Source organism: Vibrio sp. QJM3NY_39, from assembly GCF_057785895.1.
In genome coordinates, this window is the sequence record NZ_CM173506.1 from 521,372 (window position 1) to 542,800 (window position 21,429).

The 21,429-nt window shown below is 45.7% G+C and carries 16 protein-coding genes; 6 read left to right on the forward strand and 10 right to left on the reverse strand.

Annotated features, from left to right (window positions below; genetic code table 11):
* Positions 1-28 precede the first annotated feature (28 nt).
* From AC3CHU_RS18290 to AC3CHU_RS18310, 5 genes are all read right to left on the reverse strand, one after another.
* Positions 29-1,372, reverse strand: a complete 1,344-nt coding sequence (locus tag AC3CHU_RS18290) for a TRAP transporter large permease (protein ID WP_171327663.1) — start codon at positions 1,370-1,372, stop codon at positions 29-31.
* Positions 1,369-1,911 carry a TRAP transporter small permease gene (locus AC3CHU_RS18295; protein WP_171327662.1) on the reverse strand — a complete coding sequence of 181 codons (543 nt, stop codon included), beginning with the start codon at positions 1,909-1,911 and terminating at the stop codon, positions 1,369-1,371. Before AC3CHU_RS18295 ends, AC3CHU_RS18290 begins: the two co-directional genes overlap by 4 nt.
* Before the next feature lie 120 nt (positions 1,912-2,031).
* Entirely contained in the window at positions 2,032-3,075 is a 1,044-nt protein-coding gene (locus AC3CHU_RS18300) for a TRAP transporter substrate-binding protein (RefSeq protein WP_488526139.1), read from the reverse strand.
* A gap of 214 nt (positions 3,076-3,289) precedes the next feature.
* Positions 3,290-4,516: a M20 aminoacylase family protein gene (locus AC3CHU_RS18305; RefSeq protein ID WP_488526140.1), complete on the reverse strand. Its 1,227-nt coding sequence runs from the start codon at positions 4,514-4,516 to the stop codon at positions 3,290-3,292.
* Positions 4,517-4,614: 98 nt separating this feature from the next.
* A complete protein-coding gene (locus tag AC3CHU_RS18310; RefSeq protein WP_488526141.1) occupies positions 4,615-5,409 on the reverse strand; it encodes a maleate cis-trans isomerase family protein in 795 nt (264 codons plus the stop codon).
* Between the two features lie 309 nt (positions 5,410-5,718).
* On the opposite strand from AC3CHU_RS18310, the gene AC3CHU_RS18315 reads away from it, so the two are divergent.
* Positions 5,719-6,210: an Lrp/AsnC family transcriptional regulator gene (locus tag AC3CHU_RS18315; RefSeq protein ID WP_004732456.1), complete on the forward strand. Its 492-nt coding sequence runs from the start codon at positions 5,719-5,721 to the stop codon at positions 6,208-6,210.
* A gap of 65 nt (positions 6,211-6,275) precedes the next feature.
* On the opposite strand, the gene AC3CHU_RS18320 is transcribed toward AC3CHU_RS18315, so the two are convergent.
* The 3 genes from AC3CHU_RS18320 to AC3CHU_RS18330 form a co-directional block, all read right to left on the reverse strand.
* Positions 6,276-7,469 carry an ISL3 family transposase gene (locus tag AC3CHU_RS18320; RefSeq protein ID WP_488524945.1) on the reverse strand — a complete coding sequence of 398 codons (1,194 nt, stop codon included), beginning with the start codon at positions 7,467-7,469 and terminating at the stop codon, positions 6,276-6,278.
* Positions 7,470-7,679: 210 nt separating this feature from the next.
* Positions 7,680-8,879 carry a diaminopropionate ammonia-lyase gene (locus AC3CHU_RS18325; RefSeq protein WP_488526142.1) on the reverse strand — a complete coding sequence of 400 codons (1,200 nt, stop codon included), beginning with the start codon at positions 8,877-8,879 and terminating at the stop codon, positions 7,680-7,682.
* A gap of 336 nt (positions 8,880-9,215) precedes the next feature.
* Positions 9,216-10,328 (reverse strand): alpha/beta hydrolase, encoded by a 1,113-nt coding sequence (locus tag AC3CHU_RS18330; protein ID WP_488526143.1) that lies wholly within the window; start codon positions 10,326-10,328, stop codon positions 9,216-9,218.
* Between the two features lie 279 nt (positions 10,329-10,607).
* On the opposite strand from AC3CHU_RS18330, the gene AC3CHU_RS18335 reads away from it, so the two are divergent.
* From AC3CHU_RS18335 to AC3CHU_RS18355, 5 genes are all read left to right on the forward strand, one after another.
* Positions 10,608-11,312 carry a response regulator gene (locus tag AC3CHU_RS18335; protein ID WP_017075673.1) on the forward strand — a complete coding sequence of 235 codons (705 nt, stop codon included), beginning with the start codon at positions 10,608-10,610 and terminating at the stop codon, positions 11,310-11,312.
* Positions 11,313-11,348: 36 nt separating this feature from the next.
* Positions 11,349-12,668 carry a sensor histidine kinase gene (locus AC3CHU_RS18340; protein ID WP_488526144.1) on the forward strand — a complete coding sequence of 440 codons (1,320 nt, stop codon included), beginning with the start codon at positions 11,349-11,351 and terminating at the stop codon, positions 12,666-12,668.
* A gap of 219 nt (positions 12,669-12,887) precedes the next feature.
* Positions 12,888-13,163: a hypothetical protein gene (locus tag AC3CHU_RS18345; protein ID WP_017065177.1), complete on the forward strand. Its 276-nt coding sequence runs from the start codon at positions 12,888-12,890 to the stop codon at positions 13,161-13,163.
* A gap of 556 nt (positions 13,164-13,719) precedes the next feature.
* Positions 13,720-16,104, forward strand: coding sequence for a M4 family metallopeptidase (locus tag AC3CHU_RS18350; protein WP_488526145.1), 2,385 nt, complete (start codon positions 13,720-13,722; stop codon positions 16,102-16,104).
* A 142-nt stretch (positions 16,105-16,246) separates the two neighbouring features.
* Entirely contained in the window at positions 16,247-17,803 is a 1,557-nt protein-coding gene (locus AC3CHU_RS18355) for a M28 family metallopeptidase (protein ID WP_488526146.1), read from the forward strand.
* A gap of 151 nt (positions 17,804-17,954) precedes the next feature.
* On the opposite strand, the gene lhgO is transcribed toward AC3CHU_RS18355, so the two are convergent.
* Together lhgO and AC3CHU_RS18365 are read right to left on the reverse strand one after the other, a co-directional pair.
* A complete protein-coding gene (gene lhgO / locus AC3CHU_RS18360) occupies positions 17,955-19,184 on the reverse strand; it encodes an L-2-hydroxyglutarate oxidase (RefSeq protein ID WP_488526147.1) in 1,230 nt (409 codons plus the stop codon).
* Between the two features lie 25 nt (positions 19,185-19,209).
* Positions 19,210-21,387 (reverse strand): TRAP transporter permease, encoded by a 2,178-nt coding sequence (locus AC3CHU_RS18365; RefSeq protein ID WP_488526148.1) that lies wholly within the window; start codon positions 21,385-21,387, stop codon positions 19,210-19,212.
* Positions 21,388-21,429: the final 42 nt, after the last annotated feature.

Genomic DNA, 21,429 nt, shown 5'->3' on the forward strand with positions numbered 1-21,429 from the left:
CTTGATTGAATAAGGGTAACTCGACGGATTAATTGAATAAAATGTCTCTTGGTAACAGAGCAATGCTTGGGAAGAAAATCAGCAACGCAGACATCAACACCAAGATCAGGAAGAACGGCAGCGTCCCGCGAATCACTTCCATATAAGGCTTTTCAAAGATGGCGATAGCAGTAAAGATGTCACAACCGAATGGAGGCGTTGCCGACCCAATAGCCATTTGCAGCGTCACCATCACGCCGACCAATATCGGATCGATACCTGCGGCATCCACAATCGGCATGAAAATCGGCGTCAAGATAAGCAAAACCACCAATGAATCCACGAACATACAACCGACAAAGAAAGTCAGTGCGATAACAAACAGAATGAACTCGGGAGAAGCATCTTCTAGATTGAGAGGAGCCAACAACTCTTGAGGGATTTGTTCAAACGAGATGTACCAAGAGAACGCCTGACCAACACCCACCAGCACAAATACCACCGCCGTAATCAAGCCGGTATTTAACGCCGCATCGCAGATGTCTTTTACGCCAAGTTTGCGATAAAAAATGCACTCAACGATGATCGCATACAACACCGCGAATGAGGCCGCTTCGGTTGGCGTGACAATGCCCGAATAGATACCGCCGATAATCAAAGCAGGGAAACCAAGAGGAAGAATCGCTTTCTTAATTGCTTCAATGCGTTCTGCTGTGTTGGCTTTTTCAACCAAGGTGATGGTATCGCTGTGTTTTACGCTGTAGGCATAGCTGTACAACGAGAACAGGCTCGCGAGCACTAAACCTGGGCCAATACCGGCAATGAATAATTCACCCACACTGGCGTTAGCTAAGGTGCCGTAAAGAATCAGACCAATACTCGGTGGAATAAGAAACGCGATGTCACTGGCATTGATGATCAAGGCCATCACAAAGCTGTCTTTGTAGCCCGCTTGCAGCAACTTCGGACGCATGATTTGGCCGACCGACACCACGGTCGCTTGGGTCGAACCGGAAACAGAGCCAAACAAGGTACAGCTGATACACGTCGTAATCGGTAACCCACCACGCAGATGTCCAACAAACGCTTGGATCAAACCAAGTAAATTATAGGCTGTGTGTCCACGCGTCATAATATCGGCCGCCAAGATAAACATGGGAACCGCAATCAATGCGTTGGGTGAGATGCCCGTAACCATCTGTTGAATAAGCACTCCCGGCTCAACCTGAGAGAAATGAATCAAGCCAATTAGAGCCCCAACCGCTAGCGGCACAATCATTGGGAAGCTCAAAAACAGCAGAATCACCATCACAGAGACAAGAGTAAATGTGATGACATAAATATCTAATTCTCCGGCAATAATGTCCGAGAAAAACTGTGCAACATCGCTCATTCGAACTCACCTACTTTAGTGTTTCTATTTTCAATCACGTCAAATGACACGTAGATCTCTTTGTGCAGTAAGTTCATCAAAAAACTCATGCTGTATTGCAATCCGGCAATGAAAAAACCAATCGGAATGATCGCGTACACCCAATAAACCGGGAACTGCAAGGCTGGACTTAATCGATTGATGTCTTTGAGCTCTTTAACGTAGAAGAACGCATGGTAGGTGAGGTAAAACATCAACATCCCAGTCAACAATGCAATCACGGTGGTGAGCACCTTCTGGGCTTTGAAACTCAGTGAATCGTACACCGCAGTCATGCGGATATTTCGACCTTGGCGGACGGCATAGGCGAAGCCAATAAAGGTCACTGAGACAATAAGGAATTGATTAAGCTCTTCTGAGAAGAACAGGCTTTTATTGAAGGCATATCGCCCAATCGCATTGGCGGTGGAGTTGATCATCATCGCGAGAATAGCGGTTGTGATTAAAAAGCGTTCTAGCTTTTCTGTCGCGACGCTTATTTTATGTAGCAGTTCTTTCATAACAGGCAGTGCTCCATACTTCGTTCAGTGACAGGGGTCCATTGCCACAATTTGGAGAAGGTGGGGATAAGCTAACCGCTGCCAATAAACAGCGGATAGCATTCATCCTAACAACGCTTTCTATTGCGTCGCTGAAGCAGCCTTCACTTCATCTAGGATTTCTTCGAGAATAGTTTTTGCCCCCTCGCGCGCTTCACTTTGCTCTCCTGAAGGATAAGCATTTGCCACCACGTCATAGTAAGTGGTGTGCAGCTTTTGACTGAGTACCTTGAAGCGTTCACGCTCTTCCTCGGTTAACACAACCACTTGCATGTTTGGACGCTCTTTCAAGATCTTGTCCATGTTCTCTTTGTTGATACGGATCTGATAGTCGTAAGCCGCTTGGTCTGCCGCGGTGATTGCTTTGTCGACCATAGCTTGCTTCTCTTCAGACAGGCCGTCGTACCACTTGCTGTTGGTCGAAACCGTGCTCACATAAGGTTGCTGGCCTGGGAACATTAGGTAGTCTTGAACCTCATGCCACTTCGCGTTGTAGATGAAGTAGATCGGGTTAACCATGCTATCAATGGTCTTAAGTTGTAGTGAACCGTACACTTCACCCCAAGAAAGAGGGGTAGGTGTTGCACCAAACGCTTTGTAGGTTTCAACAGGGATGGTTGAAGTGAAAGTACGGATTTTCTGGTTAGCAAAATCTTCAGGTGTACGGATAGGTTTGTTGCCACCCCACACCATTTCGCCTTCAGACATCATCGACAACAGCTTGAGGTTTACGCTCTCAAACTTGGGTGCTAGCTTGTTGTAGATGGTTGGACTTTCCGTTAAGACCTTATGTGTGATCGCTTCGTTAGTACCCAGTACATACGGCAAGCTCACCGCTTGTACTTCAGGAACATAAGACCCTAAGTGACCCGCGCCTACAGACACAAATTGAATCGTGCCTTTAGCTGCTAGTTCTACGATGTCGTTTTCTGTGCCTAATTGACCGTAGTAATAGATGCGAACACGGATATCACCATCAGATTCCTTCTTGATTACTTCCGCAAATTTTTGCGCATAGATATCTTGAACGTCTGTTTTGTCCTCTTCTGAAGCAAACTTCCATGTTTCGGCATGAACGCCAAAAACCATGCTCAAACTTAGCAGTGCTACGCCTAATCGTTTCATCCTGTTTTTCCTTTTTATTATCCTAATTACACGCTGATGACCTTGGTCACTTCACGCGCTTCAGTTTTGACTGTGTCGACAATAAACTCCGTTTAAAGTCAGCCATCTTGCAGTGCCAAATGCGTCACTGCTGAATTTGTTTCTCTTCTGATTGCTTCTAATTGAGTTGCTTCTAATTAAGTGTTTCTAATTGAGCTGCTTCAATTAAGTGTCTCTAAATTGATCGTGCTAAACGGTCGTTCACCAACTGAATCCAGTAACTCGCACCGAGCTTTAAGATGCCGTCATTAAAGTCGTATTTCGGGTTATGCAATGCGCAACCACCGATCGATTCCGTACCATTACCCAACAGCACATAACAGCCCGGTTTAACGCGCAACATGCTTGAGAAATCTTCCGAAATTGTGAGTGGATCGCAGGCGTCATTAACGTTCTCAACACCAAGTACCTTCTGCGCGGCGGTAACCGAATACTGGGTTTGTTGCTCACTATTGATAGTTGGGTAGAAGGTATTGATAGACTCGAAATCGTAAGTCGCGCCAGCTGCCTGACAAATGCCCGCCACGATTCGCTCCATACTTTGTTCGATTCGATCAAGAGAAGATTCAGTAAAGCAGCGGCAGTCACCCTTGATAACCACTTGAGTAGGAATGACGTTAACCGTGCCATCAGTAATAAATTCGGTCGCAGAGACCACAGCGGTGTCGTGGATCGCACTCAAATTACGAGACACGATGGTTTGCAAACCAAGAATGACTTGCGAACCAACGACGAGAGGATCGACCCCTTGATGCGGCAGAGCAGCATGCCCACCCACACCATTGATGGTGATCTCAAAGCTACTCTCACTGGCCATTAATGATCCGGGGCGAACCATCAATTCACCTTCCGCTAAGCCGGGAAAGTTGTGTACGCCATACACTTCATCAATCGAGAATCGCTCAAACAAGCCGTCATCAATCATCGCTTGCGCCCCACAACCGTGCTCTTCATCGGGTTGAAAAATGAAATACACCGTGCCATCGAAGGTTGGGGGTTCTGCTAATAAGTTTTGGGCTAATAGGTTTTCTGCCAAATAACTTGCAGCGCCAAGCAGCATTGCAGAGTGTCCATCGTGACCACAAGCGTGCATCTTCCCATCGTGTTGTGAACAGTGTGCGAAGCTGTTTTGCTCATGAATATGCAGAGCATCCATATCAGCTCGAAGACCGATGCTCGCTTCACTTGATCCAGAACGAAGTATCCCTACTAACCCTGTTTTACCGATATTACGCACAACCTCGATACCAAAGCTGTGTAACTTGTCGGCGATAAAATCGGAGGTGAGATTGACGTCAAAGCCACACTCAGGGAAACGGTGTAAGTGTTGACGCCATTCCGTCATATTTTGAATAAGCTGTGAAGACAGTTGGTCTGGATTGATCGAGAAAGTAGACGGCATAGTAGTGATCCCAAAGTGTGATTCTTTGTATTAGTAAATATGGAGTTAGCTTGGCTGCTGAATGTAAACGCAAAGCGAGCAGCCTTAATCGAAGGTCGTTACAACGACTGCGACCTTCGGCAATTATCTGAGGATGGTTGAAGATGGTGCTCTAGTAGTGCACCGAAGCCTTTTATGGGTATGGGGTAGTTCATCAACTGAAGCGAATGCCAAGCCAACACCTGATTACTGCTAACAACGGGCTTATCTAATTGCGCTTCAATGGATTCAATCACCGATGCTACACGCAATGCCGTGCAAGAGATAAACAGAAGATCCGCTTCAGGGTCGCAAACTTGTAGTGCGGCGTGTTTGATGTCCATTGGATCAATGAACGTCATCGCGGTGTCATCTTCAAAGCCAAAGCCAGCGATGCTCAGCACCTCAATGCCTTGCGACTCAAAAAATGCGGCCACGTCTTGATTCACGGCTTCGGTATAAGGCGTTAATACCGAGATACGCTTCGCTTTAAAGCTGTCGAAAGCCGCTAAGGCAGCGGTCACCGGATTCGTTACCGCTGCGTTTGGGCGAGACTGATGAATGAGCTGGGTAATTCGCTCGCTGCCAATCGCTATGGTGCCGGAGGTACAAGCGTAAATCACCACATCCAATTCGGTGCCCGGTAGGATGGTATCGGCACAAGCAGCGATTCCCGGCTCCATTCTACGTAGGTTCTCTATCGTCAACGGGTTGTAGTTTCTCAGGCGGCTGGTGAACGATTGCACATCGTTTGGATACAGCGCGTTTAAATCACGCTCAATATTGAAATCTGTCGCCAACGCAATCACACCGACGCGTCCTGCTGGTGCCAATTGTTCTAATTCAAACTGTAAAGTAGCGGTTGCAGATTTCATACTTTCCAACTCCTTGAGCGAGAGTTAACACCGCCAAATGATGTTAACAACATATTTCATATAAATTTAAATCTCTGTTGATTTGATCTTTACATTTCGTTCACAAGATTAATAATGCACCGATAACTTTAAGGATTATCATTAAACGAATACCTTATTGTGCGGAAATTCCGCATTTTTATTGCGATATAGTGATTTTTTGCTCTCATTCATCGAGGGCTAATTGTTAAGGCTAAATACCTTTAACTCGATCACACACTGGTTCAAAAGAAACAATTAATTTACAAACAGATATTGGGAAGTATGGGTATGACACAGCAACCTGCATTGGTGGTCGACAGTTTCGACAAGAAGATCCTCAACATCGTACAAGACTCAAACAGAGCTACCTCTGACAAGATTGCAGAAAAGGTCGGACTCTCTCCTGCTGCTGTTCAGCGCCGTTTAAAACGCATGAGAGCACAAGGTGTCATTCAAGCTGATGTCTCCGTGATCAACCCAAAAGCAGTCGGACACGGAATGACGTTTATCGTTCAGGTAACGCTAGAGCGTGAGCGTGTGGATTTAATGCACAACTTCAAAAAAGAGATGAGTTCGAACCGCTCAGTACAGCAATGCTATTACGTCACCGGCAGTTCAGATTTCATCATGATTGTTACGGCAGCGGATATGGAGGGTTACGACAATTTTACTCGTGAAGCCTTCTTTGATAATGCCAATATCAAGAGCTTTCAAACCAATGTGGTGATGGATAACGTCAAGGTTGGGCTGACGATTCCAATTGATGAGCAGCGCGATTGATGACCAGTGCGATTAGCAAACAAGGCGTGTCGTGAAATGCAGTCAAAAAGAGAATAAAAAAAGGTTCATCGCGGCTTTCCGGGGAAAGCCGCTTTTATCTTCAAGAAGAAGTAGTCTGTATCTCGATACCCATACCCCATTCGCTTGATTAACTTTATCTTGTTGTTTATCCCTTCCAGTGTGCAGGTGTTCAACGGATAACTTGCCGATGCGATAATGCCGTGAAGATAAGGACTCAGTTTTCGTGCGAACTCTTTCAATGGCTTAATTCCACTCTCTTGCACTTGTTCCCACCACGTGTCCCAGAGCCCCTTCGCGTGCCCTTCGGATTCACAATACCAAAGCTCTTTGAGTTGGGCTCCGAGTATATAAGTGGTCATTAAGTCCTTATTGATATTCAATATTTCAGTAAGATAGCTATCTTGACGTGTATTTAAGTTGCCTCTATTTTTCAGCAGTACCCACCGTGAGCGCTTCACCCATTGCCTCGCTTTTTTATCTTGCTTGAGTTTGTTGGCTTGGTCGACTCTGACTCTATCCATCACCTCGCGACCGAACTTAGCAACAACATGGAATAAGTCGTAAACGATTTTTGCGTTCGGGCAGTGCGCTTGAACTTCAAGGTCAAAAGCCGTATTCATGTCCATCGCTACTGCTTCGATATTTACCCCATTCTCGCCTAGCTGCTCGAAGAACGGCCGTATGTCCTTGCGGCTGCGGCCTAATCCAACCCAAATGACTTGATGAGTCTTCGCATCAGCGATGACGGTGGCATATCGATGCCCTTTAAAGATGGCGAACTCATCCATCACGAGCTGCTTTAGCTCACCCCATTTCACTGGCGGCACCACTTGTCGAAGTCGGCGTTTATCTATTTCTTTAATGGTGTGCCAATGAACGCCCGTAATTTGGGATATATGCTTAATGGGAAGCAGGGGTAGCAGTTGTTCTATATAGCTTTTTAGGCGCTTTGTTATACGAGCATAAGGCTCTAACCAAGAGAGAGGTTCTGTTTTTATGCCGCAGTCACGACACTTAATCCTTCGAGTTTGAACGGAAAGTTCAACAGGCACACCGAGCAACATGGCATCCTTTACGTGACGCCATTGATACTCATGGATAGCCTCGGCCTCAAGACCACAAAGGCATTTAGCCTCAGAGCTAGGTTTAAGAGTCAGGGTAATAAGTGATGCTGTCTGGAGAGACTTTACTATTTGAAAGCCTTCCCAGAATGAAGATAGGAAAGTATGATTCGGCATAGAAACGGTAGTTTGTGTATGATTTTTGTTTGGCGACTAAACCATATCACTTACTACCGTTTTTGTTTTTAGTTCCCGCTAATCCGCGATGAACCTAAAAAAAGACGGTATGAAGAAACCTTATATACCGCCAACTTTGGGGCTTACTTTATTATTTGTTGTTCGCGATTAGCTATTAACTGCTAACTGCTAACTATGTACTTTTCGCTATTAGATTTTGTTGTCGATGATTTGTTGGTAGAGATCCGGGTCGGTTGCCCCTTCAGTACCAATCACTAGCACTCGACTGTCTTGAGTCAAATTCAATTTTTCAGCGAAGTTTGGGTCTTGCTTAGCGATGATCGCTGCAGCAAATCCAGGAACTGCAGATTCGCCTCCTTCTATTGCCACTTCCGTTTGTTCGCCGCTTGCTAGCATACGCATCGCTTGCGGAATGGCCTCTTCGCTCAGCGTCATAAAGTCATCAGCGCCATTTTGTAGAATCGTCCACGCCAAGCTTGAAACCTCACCACATGCAAGGCCTGCCATCAGCGTCTCTAAATCGCCCGTAACCACGATAGGTTTTCCAGCTTGAGCACTCTTCTGAAGACAGTTCGCCTGCTCAGGTTCAACGATAACAAAGCGTGGACGATCAACACCCCACAGATCCCAGAAGTAACCGCAAACTGCTGAAGCTAAACCACCCACACCGCCTTGCACAAAAACATGGGTTGGGATTTCACCGTCCAGTTGCTCGACAATTTCAGCCAACATCACGGTATAACCCAGAGCAACGTCTTTAGGGATTTCCATGTAGCCTTCGTAGGAGGTGTCCGACACGATCACACGGTTTTTCGCTCGCGCTTCTGAATCGGCCAAACGAACGGATTCATCGTAGTTACCGGTAATGCGAACCACTTCTGCACCAAACGCTTGCATCGCTTGCTTGCGGCCTTCCGAAACGTCACGGTGAATGTAGATAACACAACCACAACCAAACATTTGTGCGCCCCATGCCACTGAGCGACCATGATTTCCATCGGTTGCACAGCTGACAACAATTTCAGCAACTTCTGATTTCCACTCACCGTTGAGCAGCTCACTGATGGTCGGGTTCTTTCCATAGCGATTGGCAATCTCAATCTGAAGCTGACGAGCAACAGCATAAGCGCCGCCCAGTGCTTTAAAACTTTTTAGGCCAAAACGCTGCGATTCATCTTTGTACCAAAACTTGTTTACACCGATCTCAGCAGAGATAACATTCAGCTCATGCAAAGGAGTAACAGAGTAGCCTGGCCATTGGGAAATATCTTTAATCGCCTGTTGTGAGTTCGCGACACTTAAAATGTCACGCTGCTCACTCGAGTATTCCAATTCAGGGCGTGCTTGAGGGTTAGCGTAGTGTGTCAGAGTGCCTGCCAGTAACTGCATAAATGATCGTCCTTATTAGTCATTCACATGCTCCTTACATCGTTAGATTATAGAAACCTATCGACTAGTAAGGCTGCGGATAATAAATTCTATCGACAAAAATTGCCGTGATTACACATTCTTATCACTCGATCTGCGGGAATTAATTGTTACACCACGGTTAAATGCAGTATTTGTTCATCTTATGAAATTGTGTAAAACATTCGTTGATAGAACGGATAAAAACCTTTATTCAACCACTACAAAGATCAAATTAAAAACACCAGGCACAAAAAAGGCCGGTAATGACAGAGCCATGACCAACCTTTGCGGAGTCGTTATTGCTACTTTCTTTGACTACTCAATACGAGTAATGAAACCGTACTTATCAGAGTCGGCTTTCGTCATCCAGTGCTCACCGGAAGCTGGGGCGGAATCTAAAGTGAAAATATAAAAGTCGATCCCTTTGTCTCCCATCACCTTTTTAAAATAGGTCGCTTGCTGACGATGACTCTCATTGGTGTAAGGGAATTGTTTGGCCGTTTTATCCCCTTCAGCCCAACTATGCACACCGACCTGTTTATTGAGTTCAATAGCTTTAGAAGTATCAGCGCGTTGTAAAACTCGTGGATGACCTGCAGCGAATAGATCTGTACCTCCAGAAAATACCGAACCCGTTGGCGTTACAACCGTCGTCATTTTATTATTTTTAATCATGCGCCCGGTGTACATATTGATGTCATCGTCGCCACTGCCACCAATATGATTGTTAAACTTCAAGGTCATCTCACTGCCTTGGTATAACTTCACAATATCGAAAAGCTGGGAATAGGTTGTCGCCCCAAGGGTAGAGGTAATGCGCTCAACGGTTCCAGTGTCTCTTAACACATCACGATAAAAGGCATTGAAAGCAAACGAAGTAGTGATCGTGACTTTGTTACCATTTTTAGTTTTGCTCAGAATCGTAGAACCAAGGCTAGTCACGTACTGCGACATCACATTGTGATATTCAAGCTCAACCGGTCGTTTTTTATCACTCGTCGTCGTTTGAATTAACGTAGTGTCATTCCCAATTGAGCGTTGAGCCACACCACAATCAAATGAATCAAAAAAATTACCTTCGCTGTAAATCGCACAGTCATCAGCTCCAGCATCAGGGAGGTACAGATCCACGCTTTGACCTAAACTATCCGCAAGCCTAATTACTTTTTGTTCGTCACTAATATCTTCAGCAAACTGCACTGTTTCATACTGCACACCATCATAAGTCAGTTTCATTGACTCTTGGATCTCTTGTCGCTCTTGATACAATTTACCGAGTTTAGCCGATGAAAATACGTAATCCGCTTTAGGTTTAACTTGCGCTTTAGTCGCCGCGTTACCAGAACTTGAGCCCGAGTTGGAGCTTGAGTTACACCCAACTAAAATAATCAAAGGTAATGCCAGTAACGTTTTTCTATAGCTATTCATGTGGTAATTCCCAAAAATGTTTGATGGGAAAATTCTATTATTTAAAAGCGCAAACATCTGTCGTGCGAATGTATGAGAATGTATACCTTTTTGAACATTGTTTTTTATTTTCACATAAATTCAAAATCATCATTGAACTGGCGTAGAAAGTGTTTAATCATTCACGTCAGGTATTTTACGTAAAGCATGCAAATTGGATATGCCACAATAGCTAACCACTAGATAAGGCACCCTCACGTAATCTCAATACGAGAAACGCACGACAAGGCTGATAATGGAATGACAAAACCTAAAATGATCATCGTGGAAGACGATTTGAAACTTCAGAAAATGTTGCAAGACTACTTTGTCGCGCAAGATTTTGACGTCACGGTGCTAGGTGACGGCGGTAATGCCGCGCAGACCATCCTCGCGGAACAACCTGATATTGTACTGCTGGATTTGATGCTTCCTGTAACGGATGGACTGACAATCTGCCGACAGACGCGTACACACTATAAAGGTAAAATCTTGATGCTCACCGCTAGCGATGACGACTTTGATCACGTCGCTGGTTTAGAGACAGGGGCTGATGACTATGTCACTAAGCCAATCAAACCAAGAGTTCTGCTGGCCAGAGTTCGTTCGCTATTACGCCGCCAAGACGCCAATACCGCTTCAGTCGATGACTCAGACAACCTTCAGTTTGATCAACTCGTTCTGAAAAACACTTATAAGAAGTGTGAACTTTCAGGTGCGGTTTTATCACTTACTGACAGTGAGTTTGACCTACTTTGGTTATTAGCGAGCAACCCTGATACTCCGCTATCACGTGACTATTTGACGCAAACACTGCGCGGCATTGAGTACGATGGGATCGACCGAACGATTGATAACAAGGTCGTGCGTCTAAGAAAGATACTCGGTGACGACCACGCGCCAGCAGAGAAAATTCAGACCATTCGCGGCAAAGGCTACCTATTTGTTTCAACCGCCTGGCATTAACTTCGCTCACTACGAGCGTAATGAAAGAGATCGATTATGCGACGTATCTATTTAGAATCCCTATTAGGGTTGTTAGTTTGCTTTATGGCCGGCCTTGTCGCCTACGAGATTTGCGTCTATCAGCTCAATACCGACTACGAATATGTACTGGAAGATTACGAAGCGACTGCCCACCAGCAACTCATAGAAAACATCGCAAAGAATCAGGGGCTTGAAGCGGCTCATCAAGCGATAAGTCAGTTTGTAGAGACCACTCGAAATACACTCGTCACTTTCAGTCCAAATGATGAAATACCGGAACCAGTTTCGAGATTTTTCAGTACTCACCCGAATAGCTTTATCTTTCACGATGATGAACGTGACCTATGGTTTCGCTTAGCAAGCAGTGACAATACCTATCATTACCTACCCAACAGTGAAGCGTTCGTTAGGCAAAAGATAGAGTTGGAGGATGACCTCATTTGGTTGTTCTTCCTAGCAAGCTTTATCTTATACGGCTTATGCCATCTGATAATTATATTCCGCCGAGTTAAAAAGCTTGAATCTGCCACTCTACGCTTTGCAGAAGGCGATCTCTCCGCGCGAGCCGAAACGTCAAGCGGCATTGCCATCGGCTCACTCAATAAATCCTTCAACCTAATGGCTGACCGCATTCATCGCTTGATTGAGAGTAACCGCTCGCTCACCAATGCGGTAGCTCATGAACTGCGCACGCCAATATTCCGTATCCAATGGCAAGCTGAAATGCTCAAGGACACGCCACTCAACGAAGCACAACAAAGCACCGTAGAAAGTATTGTCGAAGATACCGAAGAGATGGAAAAGATGGTCGACGAACTATTGTGTTACGCCAAGCTCGATAGCATTGACCTTGAAAACCTACAGCAACCACTAGAGATAAGAGACTTTCTGAATCACGCAATGGCACGCTGGAGCAAAGACACTGAGCTCAACATTGACCTATCACTGCCTGAACAAGCCCACTCAATTCTGGCGGATAAAATATTACTCAACCGCGCCTTAGATAACCTAGTACGCAACGCGATGAAATTCGCACGCTCACAGGTTTCTATTGAAGTAAACGTTCACCAAGATCAGCTTCAAATTGCCGTGCATGACGATGGTGATGGCGTGGCACAAGAGCATCAGGCTCGCCTGTTTGAACCCTTTTACGTTGGCGATAAGGCTCGTAACAAAGCCAAGAGTGGCCATGGGCTCGGGCTTTCTATCGTCGACAAGATCTGTGCTCAACACGGCGCGAGCGTGGAGGTTAGTCAGAGCCAAACTTTAAAAGGTGCGGTATTCACCATAACCATTCAGCTATGTAATGATTCAGCTGACAAACCCATACAGTAACTACAAAACACCTCTGGAATAATGTTCAACATCGGTCGGGAGATGCTGTCTCCCATGAACTTATTGAATCTAGATAATCATGACACTGTCGTTTATGGCTTGTCATCACAGCACTGCTGAGTAGTAGCAAAGCAACCCGTTACTCGTTAACTCGCGCTTTGCTAGCAGTTCAAGCCATAGGCTTACTATCTAAATTCCAATCATTCTTAAGGTATTTTTATGAAGAAGTTATTAGTTGTTTTAGGCATTGTTTCTTTGGCAGGTTGTTCAGGTATCAGCCACAACGAAGAAGTTTACACAGCGCACGCTGAGAGCTTCAACATTGTTGGTTTCCAAGTTCCTGGTAACACACAAGATCGTGCAATGGAATTAGTACCTGAAGGTGCAACGGTTGATACTATTCGTTCAACAAACTCTGATACAAGCTCTGTGCTAGGTATCATCAACCGTATTATCGGTATCGACTACGTTCAAGTTGGCGGTAAAAAGCAATAATCCTAAAAAACAGCAGCTTGCTAAAGCTTGCGTGCCTTTAAACGCTAGCTAGTACAAACTGAAACAATCTAAGCCAGTGACCATCCGTCGCTGGCTTTTTCATACCGCTTATTTTGTGCTCTGTGCCAAATAAAGCCCCATTTAGCTAACTCTCCTATAACTAACAATTCAGAAAATAAGCCCTAAAATCGTCAATTTCTTATCAAATTGCCCTTAAATTCGCTTAATAGTCTTTCGCTTAAACTGACACACTCAAATCATTGATCCTTCTATCAGCCCAAAATCCGTTAATTGAGGCACAGATCAATTCCCCCTGAAATCTTAATTTCCATAAGAAAACAACACTTAATAAAAGTGTCATGATTTTATAAATAAAACATATGTGTACGTTCAAAAATAAACAGAAACGATAACTATCTGTAAATATGAAAAGTATAAGTTTCATGAATAAAAGAGATCATTGCCATGCTACTAATTAATCAGATCGAATGATGTAAATTCATTGTGATAATTTTGTTACGTTTTCTTTGTTTTTACATGGAAAGAGAAAATAACAATGAAAATAAGAAAACGTTTAGTTGCCGTTGCTATAGCCAGCGCTATGTCTTTGTCTGTTCATGCAAGTGAATCAGTTCAAATCAATCAACCGATCAACTTTACAAGCTTTTCTGGGCTAAACGCTCAGTTAGGTGTCAGTAACGCTTCTAGCTTCAAGATGGTAAAAGAAGTTAACCTCAAAAAGCGTGGTCTCTACAAAGTTAAGATCCAACAGAACATCTGGGGAACACCTGTTTGGGGGCACTACCTAAATGCCACCCAAAGTGTACAAGGTGGCGCACTTAAGTCTGTTCAAGGCAACTACCTTAAAACGACGACCCTAGAGCGATCGTTTGTTAAGCCATCAATCAACAGCTCCCAAGCGATTGAGCTTGCGAGTAAAGATCTCAAGGTTCAGGGCTTAACCAGCAAATCTCTAGACAACGTACAGCATGAGTTGTTTATTTATCAGGGCATTGCTAACCAAGGAGCCGATAAACAAGGCCTTGGCAAACAAGGTATCGATAAAACACGCCTAGTCTACGTTATCTCTTATCTTGTCAAAGGCAGCGAACAGCCGACTCGACCATTCACCATGCTAGACGCGCACACCGGCGAAGTTATCGACCGTTGGGAAGGCATTGCTCACGCACAGATCGGAACAGGCCCCGGTGGTAACGAAAAAACGGGCATGTACGAATACGGTACCGACTACCACTACCTTGATGTGGTAGAAAATGGCACAGAGTGTGTGATGGAATCGGAAAATGTTGTCACCGTTGACCTAAATGGTGCGACCGATGGCGACACCACGTATAGCTACGAATGTCCTCGTAACGAACATAAAGAAGTGAACGGAGCCTTCTCTCCACTCAACGATGCGCACTACTTCGGTAACATCGTGTTCGAGATGTATAAGAATTGGTTCGACACTGCGCCACTCTCTTTCAAACTCATGATGCGTGTTCACTACGGTAACAACTACGAGAATGCATTTTGGGACGGCAAGGCAATGACCTTTGGCGATGGTGAAAGCTTCTTCTATCCACTTGTTAGCCTAGATGTGTCAGCGCACGAAGTGAGCCACGGTTTCACTGAGCAAAACTCAGGTTTGGTTTACGCGAATCAGTCCGGTGGTATGAACGAAGCTTTCTCTGATATGGCAGGTGAAGCGGCAGAATACTACATGAAAGGCACCAACGACTGGATGGTCGGCCGTAATATCTTCAAAGGAGACGGGGCGCTGCGTTACATGGACGATCCATCACGAGATGGTTCTTCAATCAATAATGCATCCGAGTACTACGATGGCTTGAACGTGCACTACAGCTCTGGGGTGTTCAACAAGGCCTTCTATCATCTTGCAACCACGCAAGGTTGGGATACAAAAAAAGCATTCGAGCTTTTCGTACTATCCAACCAAATCTACTGGTCTGAAAACAGTGATTTTTGGCAAGGTGCTTGTGGCGTGAAAAACTCAGCAACCGACCTTGGCTACAATGCCGATGACGTTGTTTCTGCGTTCGCTCTTGTGGGTGTTACCCCATGTGCAGAGCCACCACTGCCGCCAGAACCGGAATATCAACGCCTTGAAAACGGTGTTGAAGCTGCGGTTGCTGGTGAAACCGGCTCAAAAACGTACTTCGATATCGAAGTACCAGAAGGCCAAGACAAGCTAACGATTGATCTTGCTGTCTCTACTGGTGATCCGGATATGTATGTCGGTCTAGATTATGCGCCAAGCTCTCAAGAGAATATCTGTAAGAGTGAAAGCGTAACCGATGAAGTATGTGTGATTGAAAACCCAACAGCTGGTCGCTACACGGTGAACATTCTGGGTTACTCAGATTACACCAGTGCAAATCTGAAAGCATCGTACGAATCAGGCAATGCTAACGTACCGCCAGTTTCTTCTTTCGAACACACCATTGTCGGCAAAGAAGTAGAACTGCGCAGCACAAGTTCGGACAGCGATGGTCAGATCGTCTCTTACCAATGGAACCTTGGCGATGGCAACACACAAACCGGTGAAGTAACTCGCTATACCTACACTGAAGCTGGCGACTACGTGGTGACTCTAACCGTAACTGACGATGCAGGCGTTGCAACATCAACAAGCAAGTCGATCACGATTGAAGGTGACTCAGCGGAAGGCTTCCCACTAAAACTGAAGTTTGGTAACAAAAACCCGAATGGCAAAGCTCGCGTTAAGCTGGCATGGGATTACGACACCAATGACTACTTCGTGATTAAACGTAATGGCAAAAATGTTGGTGCTACAGACTTCAACTCATACGTCGACAAGTTCCGTCACAACGGCACAGTAGATGTTGAGTACCAAGTGTGTACCTCAAGCGATATCTGTTCAGAAACCAAGCACTACCGTTTCATTAAAACACAATAATCGATAGTAAATTCAGGGCTCCGAAAGGGGCCCTTTTCGCGGTTATCTGTTCAGCAAATGAAACATCTACACAAAGCATCCACGTAATACACAAAAATCACACCCATCAACATAACAATACTCACCATAAAAAGGACGACAAATGGCTATTCAAAAAAGCATGCTAGCTTTGGCTGTACTCGGAGGCTCTTTAGCCTTAATCAACAGTACTTCGGCTTACGCATCCCTAGGCATCACACCACCAGAGAACGAGGAGGTTTGGATTACCACCGATGCTGACGCACAGCATATAATGACTCAGCATGGTGCAACGGTTTACCCGGGAATAACGGGAAACAAACATTCCATCGTCGCTAAAATTAACGCAAAACAGCTCGCTAAACTCTCAAGCCACATGCACGAAGAAACCCACCGCTGTGGTGGCTACATGGTGCACGAAGACAAAGCAAGCGCACTCAAAGCGGCAGCGATGCCACTGACAATGAGCACCTTCGAAAAGCCGGTGATCAGTCATCAAGATACGGTGAACGACCTACTCGCTCAGGTCGAGCCGAACAACATGGTCACGACCATCGAAAATCTAACCAACTTCACCAACCGTTTTTATACTACTTCTACTGGTGTCGCTGCTTCAGATTGGCTTTTAGAACGCTGGAAAACAGAAATTAAGGATGTGCCGTATGCGTCAGCACGCCAGATCACGCATGCCGAATATCCGCAAAAATCCGTTGAAGTGACACTGCTTGGCGCTAAATATCCTAAAGAGATCGTCGTTGTTGGCGGACACCTTGATTCAACCGTTGGATCTTGGACGAGCGAAGGCACCATCTCACCGGGAGCCGATGATGATGCTTCGGGCATTGCGACCGTAACTGAGTCACTTCGCCTGATGGTCGCCAGTGGTATTCAGCCAGACAAAACCATTAAGTTCTATGGCTATGCCGCAGAAGAAGTAGGGCTGCGTGGTTCACAAGATGTCGCTAACGCTTTAAGAGACGAGCAAGCAAACGTTGTGTCGGTGTTGCAATTAGACATGACCAACTACAACGGTTCAGCGCACGATATCACCTTCATCACGGACTATACCGACAGTAACTTAAACGCCTACTTAAGCGAGCTGATCGACACTTACGCTAGCGACATCAGTTACGGTTTCGATGATTGTGGCTATGCCTGTTCTGATCACGCCTCTTGGCACAATGTTGGCTACCCAGCCGCCATGCCATTCGAGAGTATGTTCAACGACTACAACCCAAGTATTCATACTCAGCACGACACGCTTGAGAATTCCGATCCAACCGCAACACACGCGACCAAGTTCGCTAGGTTGGCGATTGCTTACCTTGTAGAAACTAGCCTTGATTCGCCCGTTACAGGCCCTAAAGAGCTGCAAAATGACGTGCCTGTTGAAGGACTTACTGCAGGATATGGTGAAGAGCAGTTCTTCACATTTACAACGGAAAGTGCAGGTCAGTTAACGGTAACATTAACAGGCCCTCGTAGTGGCGATGCCGATCTTTACGTGAAACACAACGGCACCGTATCGAAAGCGAGCTACGATTGCCGACCATACCAGAACAGCAGCAACGAACAGTGTGTATTAGACATGCCTGCGGGGGAATTCAACATCATGGTGCGTGGTTATCGTAACTTTAACGATGTCACCATCATCGCTAACTTTGTGCCTGATTGGCTGTAAGATTAGTTAATTGACTAACAGTTAAACCGAGTAAACACGGCTAAAACTAAAAATCCGCAAGCCCACGATCATAAATAGATTGGAGCTTGCGGATTTTTTATTGTCTACGTTCTTCACTTACTATGAAAGCCCTGTTCGAGCAAACAAGCCATTAGTTCAATTGACAGTTAAGACGTTTTTTTAACACCTTGCCACAAATATACTCACCAATCGGCATTGCAGAGGTCGCCGCTGGTGATGGTGCATTGCACACGTGCAAGCTTCTTGGGCTTTCGGCAAACAGAAAATCATGAACCAAGGTGCCATCTTTGAGTACCGCTTGGGCACGAATGCCTGCTGGGTAAGGTTTGAAATCTGACACCGTAATACTCGGGCAATATTTGTTCACTAACTTTAGATAACCCGGCTTCCACCACGAGTTTTTAAACTCGACCAAACCGGTTTTTAGATTATTCGCAGTCACTTTCCAAAAGCCCGCAAAGCTCAGCATCTGCCAAGTGTCTTTGAAACTAAAGTTAAGCTTACCATAACCTTCTCGCTTCCAGCCTTGAACTGCATTTGGCCCTACCGTTACCGAGCCATCGATCATACGTGTTAAGTGCACGCCCAAGAAAGGCAGTTCTGGGTCAGGGATCGGATAGATAAGGTGATTCACCACCTGGTTGTGTTTCGCGTCCAACTGATAATACTCACCACGATAAGGCACGATTTGAAAGTCGGTTTCAATGCCAAGCATGCTGGTCATTCTGTCGGCCATCAAACCAGAGCAAGTGATCAAGAATCGGCTGTTCAGTTGTAGAGTTTGACCATCTACTTTGCACGTTAACTGCACTTCATCTTCTTGCTCATCCGCCATGATCACTTCTGTGCCTAGACTGAGCTTGCCGCCCGCCTCAACAAACTCTTGAGCCATTACTTCGGTGACTTTTTTGTAGTCGACGATGCTGGTGGTTTTGACATAAATCGCGCCCAAGCCCGTGATGTTAGGCTCGGCAAGTTTCAGTTGCGCTTGGTCCAACAAATCGACATCAATGTCGTTATCATGACAACGTTGATAGAGCGCATTCATGCGCTCGACTTCCTGCTCATTGGTCGCGACCAACAGCTTACCGCAGTTTTCGACAGGGATATCGTGATGGCTGCAAAAGGCGATGGTGCGCTCTACGCCACGCTTACAAAAATCCGCCTTTAAACTGCCTGGAGCGTAGTAAACGCCAGCGTGAATCACACCACTGTTATGACCCGTTTGGTGCAGCGCGAAGCCACGCTCCTTTTCGACTAAAAGGATACTTTTATCAGGGTGAGCTCGCTGTAATTGCCATGCCGTCGACACACCAACAATGCCACCACCAACGATAATATAGTCGTATGTTGAGTTCATAATATTCCTACATTCAATCCTTTAATTATAGGGAAGACGCGACAGTGTTAGACCCGGTTTGAGGTAACTTTTTTTCCTCAATTTCTGATTCCTTTTTCACTTGATTAGCATCGTATTTACGACCGCTGTAGATAAAGATGCCAACAAAAATGGCAACACATACCAAACGGATCACGACTGAAACATCAGGCCATACTAGAGCTACACCTATCGCAACCAACACTACTCGAGTAATAATATTAACTTCGCTCTCTAGATAACCTTCAATCGCCGCGATAAACGCGTAAGTACCAATAACAGCAAAGCCACCCGTGACTAACACGGAGGTCACATCCCAACTTACCAAGTTAGTGTAGGCAATCAACAATGGTACTAAATACAAGCCTTTGGCGATCTTCCATGCCATTAAGCCTGTTCTCATCGGGGGTGTTTTAGCAATGGTTGCAGCCGCAAATGCAGTTAAACAAACAGGCGGAGTCACGTTGCTGTCTTGCGATAACCAGAAAATAATTAAGTGAGCCGAAAGCAGTGCGAGACTGATTGCTTCTAAGCCAAGGCTCTGTTCAAGCAGAGTTTCCACAAAATCAGCAGGAACCAACGCAATCATCTCTTTCGCCGTTTCCAACGCCATCGGTGCGTTCAATAGATCAAGCTTATCTGGCGCAGCCAACATAAAGATGGCTTTAGCTTGCTCAGGAAGCTGCCCTGACACCAACAAGTCGAGCAGCTGACTTTCAGCAATCAATTTATACAAGGCAGGGGCAGACAATGTTCCCAACACAATATAAGCCGCCGTTACTGGTAACCCCATACCCAGAATCAAAGACGCCAGTGCGATCAACGCAATCATCACCAGTAACTCGCCATTCGCCCAGCTGTTGATCATCAAAGAGAAGGTGTTACCAATTCCCGTAGTGCTAATGACATTAACAACTAGACCAATACCAACCAATAACACAGCCGTTGTCGCCATGTTTTTTGCGCCTTGAGACAAAGCTTCAATGATCGCTTTCGGTCCCATTTTGTGATTTTTAGAGAACCATGATGCCACCACCACAGAAAGAATCGAAATACCCGCAGCGTAAGTCGGCGTAAAGCCTTGAACGAGCAAAGTCACTAACACGGCCAATGGGATCAGGTTGTGCCAACCCGACAGCAATACCTTTAACAAAGGTTCACAGCCAGAGGTCACCTTTTGTACACCACTACGCTTCGCTTCAATACGCACGAAAAAGGCCACAGACAAAAAGTAGATAAGCGCAGGAACAAAGGAAACCGCAATAATATCGACATAAGGGATCTGCGTGTAAGAGGCCATGATGAATGCGCCCGCCCCCATCACAGGTGGCATCAGCTGCCCGCCAGTAGATGCAGCCGCTTCAACACCTGCCGCGAAACGCGAAGGGAAACCTGCCTTTTGCATCAAGGGAATACTGATCACGCCCGTCGATACTGTGTTTGCTACGCTCGACCCAGAGACAGAGCCCATCAAGCCGGAGCCAATAACGGCAATGAAACCAGGGCCACCAATCACTTTGCCCGCCGCGGCACGGGATACATCAATAATGTAGTCGCCGACACCAGATCGAACTAAAAATGCGCCAAATAGGATGAACATGAACACGAAGGTCCAACTGATTCTAGAGATAGAACCGAACATCCCTTCCGATGAGTAAAAGCTTCGATAAAGCAGTGTTTCAAGGCTCAAGCCCGGGAAATGGAAGATGCCGCTAGTCCATTGTCCCCAAAGCACCACATAGCTCAAACACACCAAGATAAGCACCGGAATAAACCAGCCCATGGTGCGGCGAATCAGCTCAATAACGATGGCAATCGCCAAGATAGAGAAGAACCAATCACTGGCGATGAACTTAACGCCTCGCTCATAAAGGGCGTCTTCCGCAAAGGGAATGTAGATAAGACAAGCCAGAGCCGCCAAAGCAATTCCGATATCGACAGCCAGAGCAATTTTGCTCTTTTTTAGCGAGATATGAGCGGGATACCAAAGCGCACAAATAATCGCAAAGCCAGCAAAGTGGGTCGCCGAGATCCAAAGCTCTGGCAAGGTAGATAAGGTGTTGAACCAAATGTGTAACAGCGAGAGTATCACTCCCATTGTCGTTATCGCTTTGCCTACCCACGGAAAATCCGTTCGGGTCGGCAGTTCAAATTTTTTCAGTTCCTGCTGCAGCGAATCGCTCATAGAAAACTCCTGCTCTCCGCAGCAAACACGAAGAGAAAATCC

Bases quoted from the DNA above. Each gene is read 5' to 3' on its own strand.
- lhgO (WP_488526147.1), bottom strand. From the start codon at position 19,184: ATGAACTCAACATACGACTATATTATCGTTGGTGGTGGCATTGTTGGT.
- AC3CHU_RS18335 (WP_017075673.1), top strand. From the start codon at position 10,608: ATGACAAAACCTAAAATGATCATCGTGGAAGACGATTTGAAACTTCAG.
- AC3CHU_RS18320 (WP_488524945.1), bottom strand. From the start codon at position 7,469: ATGCCGAATCATACTTTCCTATCTTCATTCTGGGAAGGCTTTCAAATA.
- AC3CHU_RS18295 (WP_171327662.1), bottom strand. From the start codon at position 1,911: ATGAAAGAACTGCTACATAAAATAAGCGTCGCGACAGAAAAGCTAGAA.
- AC3CHU_RS18290 (WP_171327663.1), bottom strand. From the start codon at position 1,372: ATGAGCGATGTTGCACAGTTTTTCTCGGACATTATTGCCGGAGAATTA.
- AC3CHU_RS18345 (WP_017065177.1), top strand. From the start codon at position 12,888: ATGAAGAAGTTATTAGTTGTTTTAGGCATTGTTTCTTTGGCAGGTTGT.
- AC3CHU_RS18310 (WP_488526141.1), bottom strand. From the start codon at position 5,409: ATGAAATCTGCAACCGCTACTTTACAGTTTGAATTAGAACAATTGGCA.
- AC3CHU_RS18340 (WP_488526144.1), top strand. From the start codon at position 11,349: ATGCGACGTATCTATTTAGAATCCCTATTAGGGTTGTTAGTTTGCTTT.
- AC3CHU_RS18350 (WP_488526145.1), top strand. From the start codon at position 13,720: ATGAAAATAAGAAAACGTTTAGTTGCCGTTGCTATAGCCAGCGCTATG.
- AC3CHU_RS18365 (WP_488526148.1), bottom strand. From the start codon at position 21,387: ATGAGCGATTCGCTGCAGCAGGAACTGAAAAAATTTGAACTGCCGACC.
- AC3CHU_RS18330 (WP_488526143.1), bottom strand. From the start codon at position 10,328: ATGAATAGCTATAGAAAAACGTTACTGGCATTACCTTTGATTATTTTA.
- AC3CHU_RS18325 (WP_488526142.1), bottom strand. From the start codon at position 8,879: ATGCAGTTACTGGCAGGCACTCTGACACACTACGCTAACCCTCAAGCA.
- AC3CHU_RS18355 (WP_488526146.1), top strand. From the start codon at position 16,247: ATGGCTATTCAAAAAAGCATGCTAGCTTTGGCTGTACTCGGAGGCTCT.
- AC3CHU_RS18315 (WP_004732456.1), top strand. From the start codon at position 5,719: ATGACACAGCAACCTGCATTGGTGGTCGACAGTTTCGACAAGAAGATC.
- AC3CHU_RS18305 (WP_488526140.1), bottom strand. From the start codon at position 4,516: ATGCCGTCTACTTTCTCGATCAATCCAGACCAACTGTCTTCACAGCTT.
- AC3CHU_RS18300 (WP_488526139.1), bottom strand. From the start codon at position 3,075: ATGAAACGATTAGGCGTAGCACTGCTAAGTTTGAGCATGGTTTTTGGC.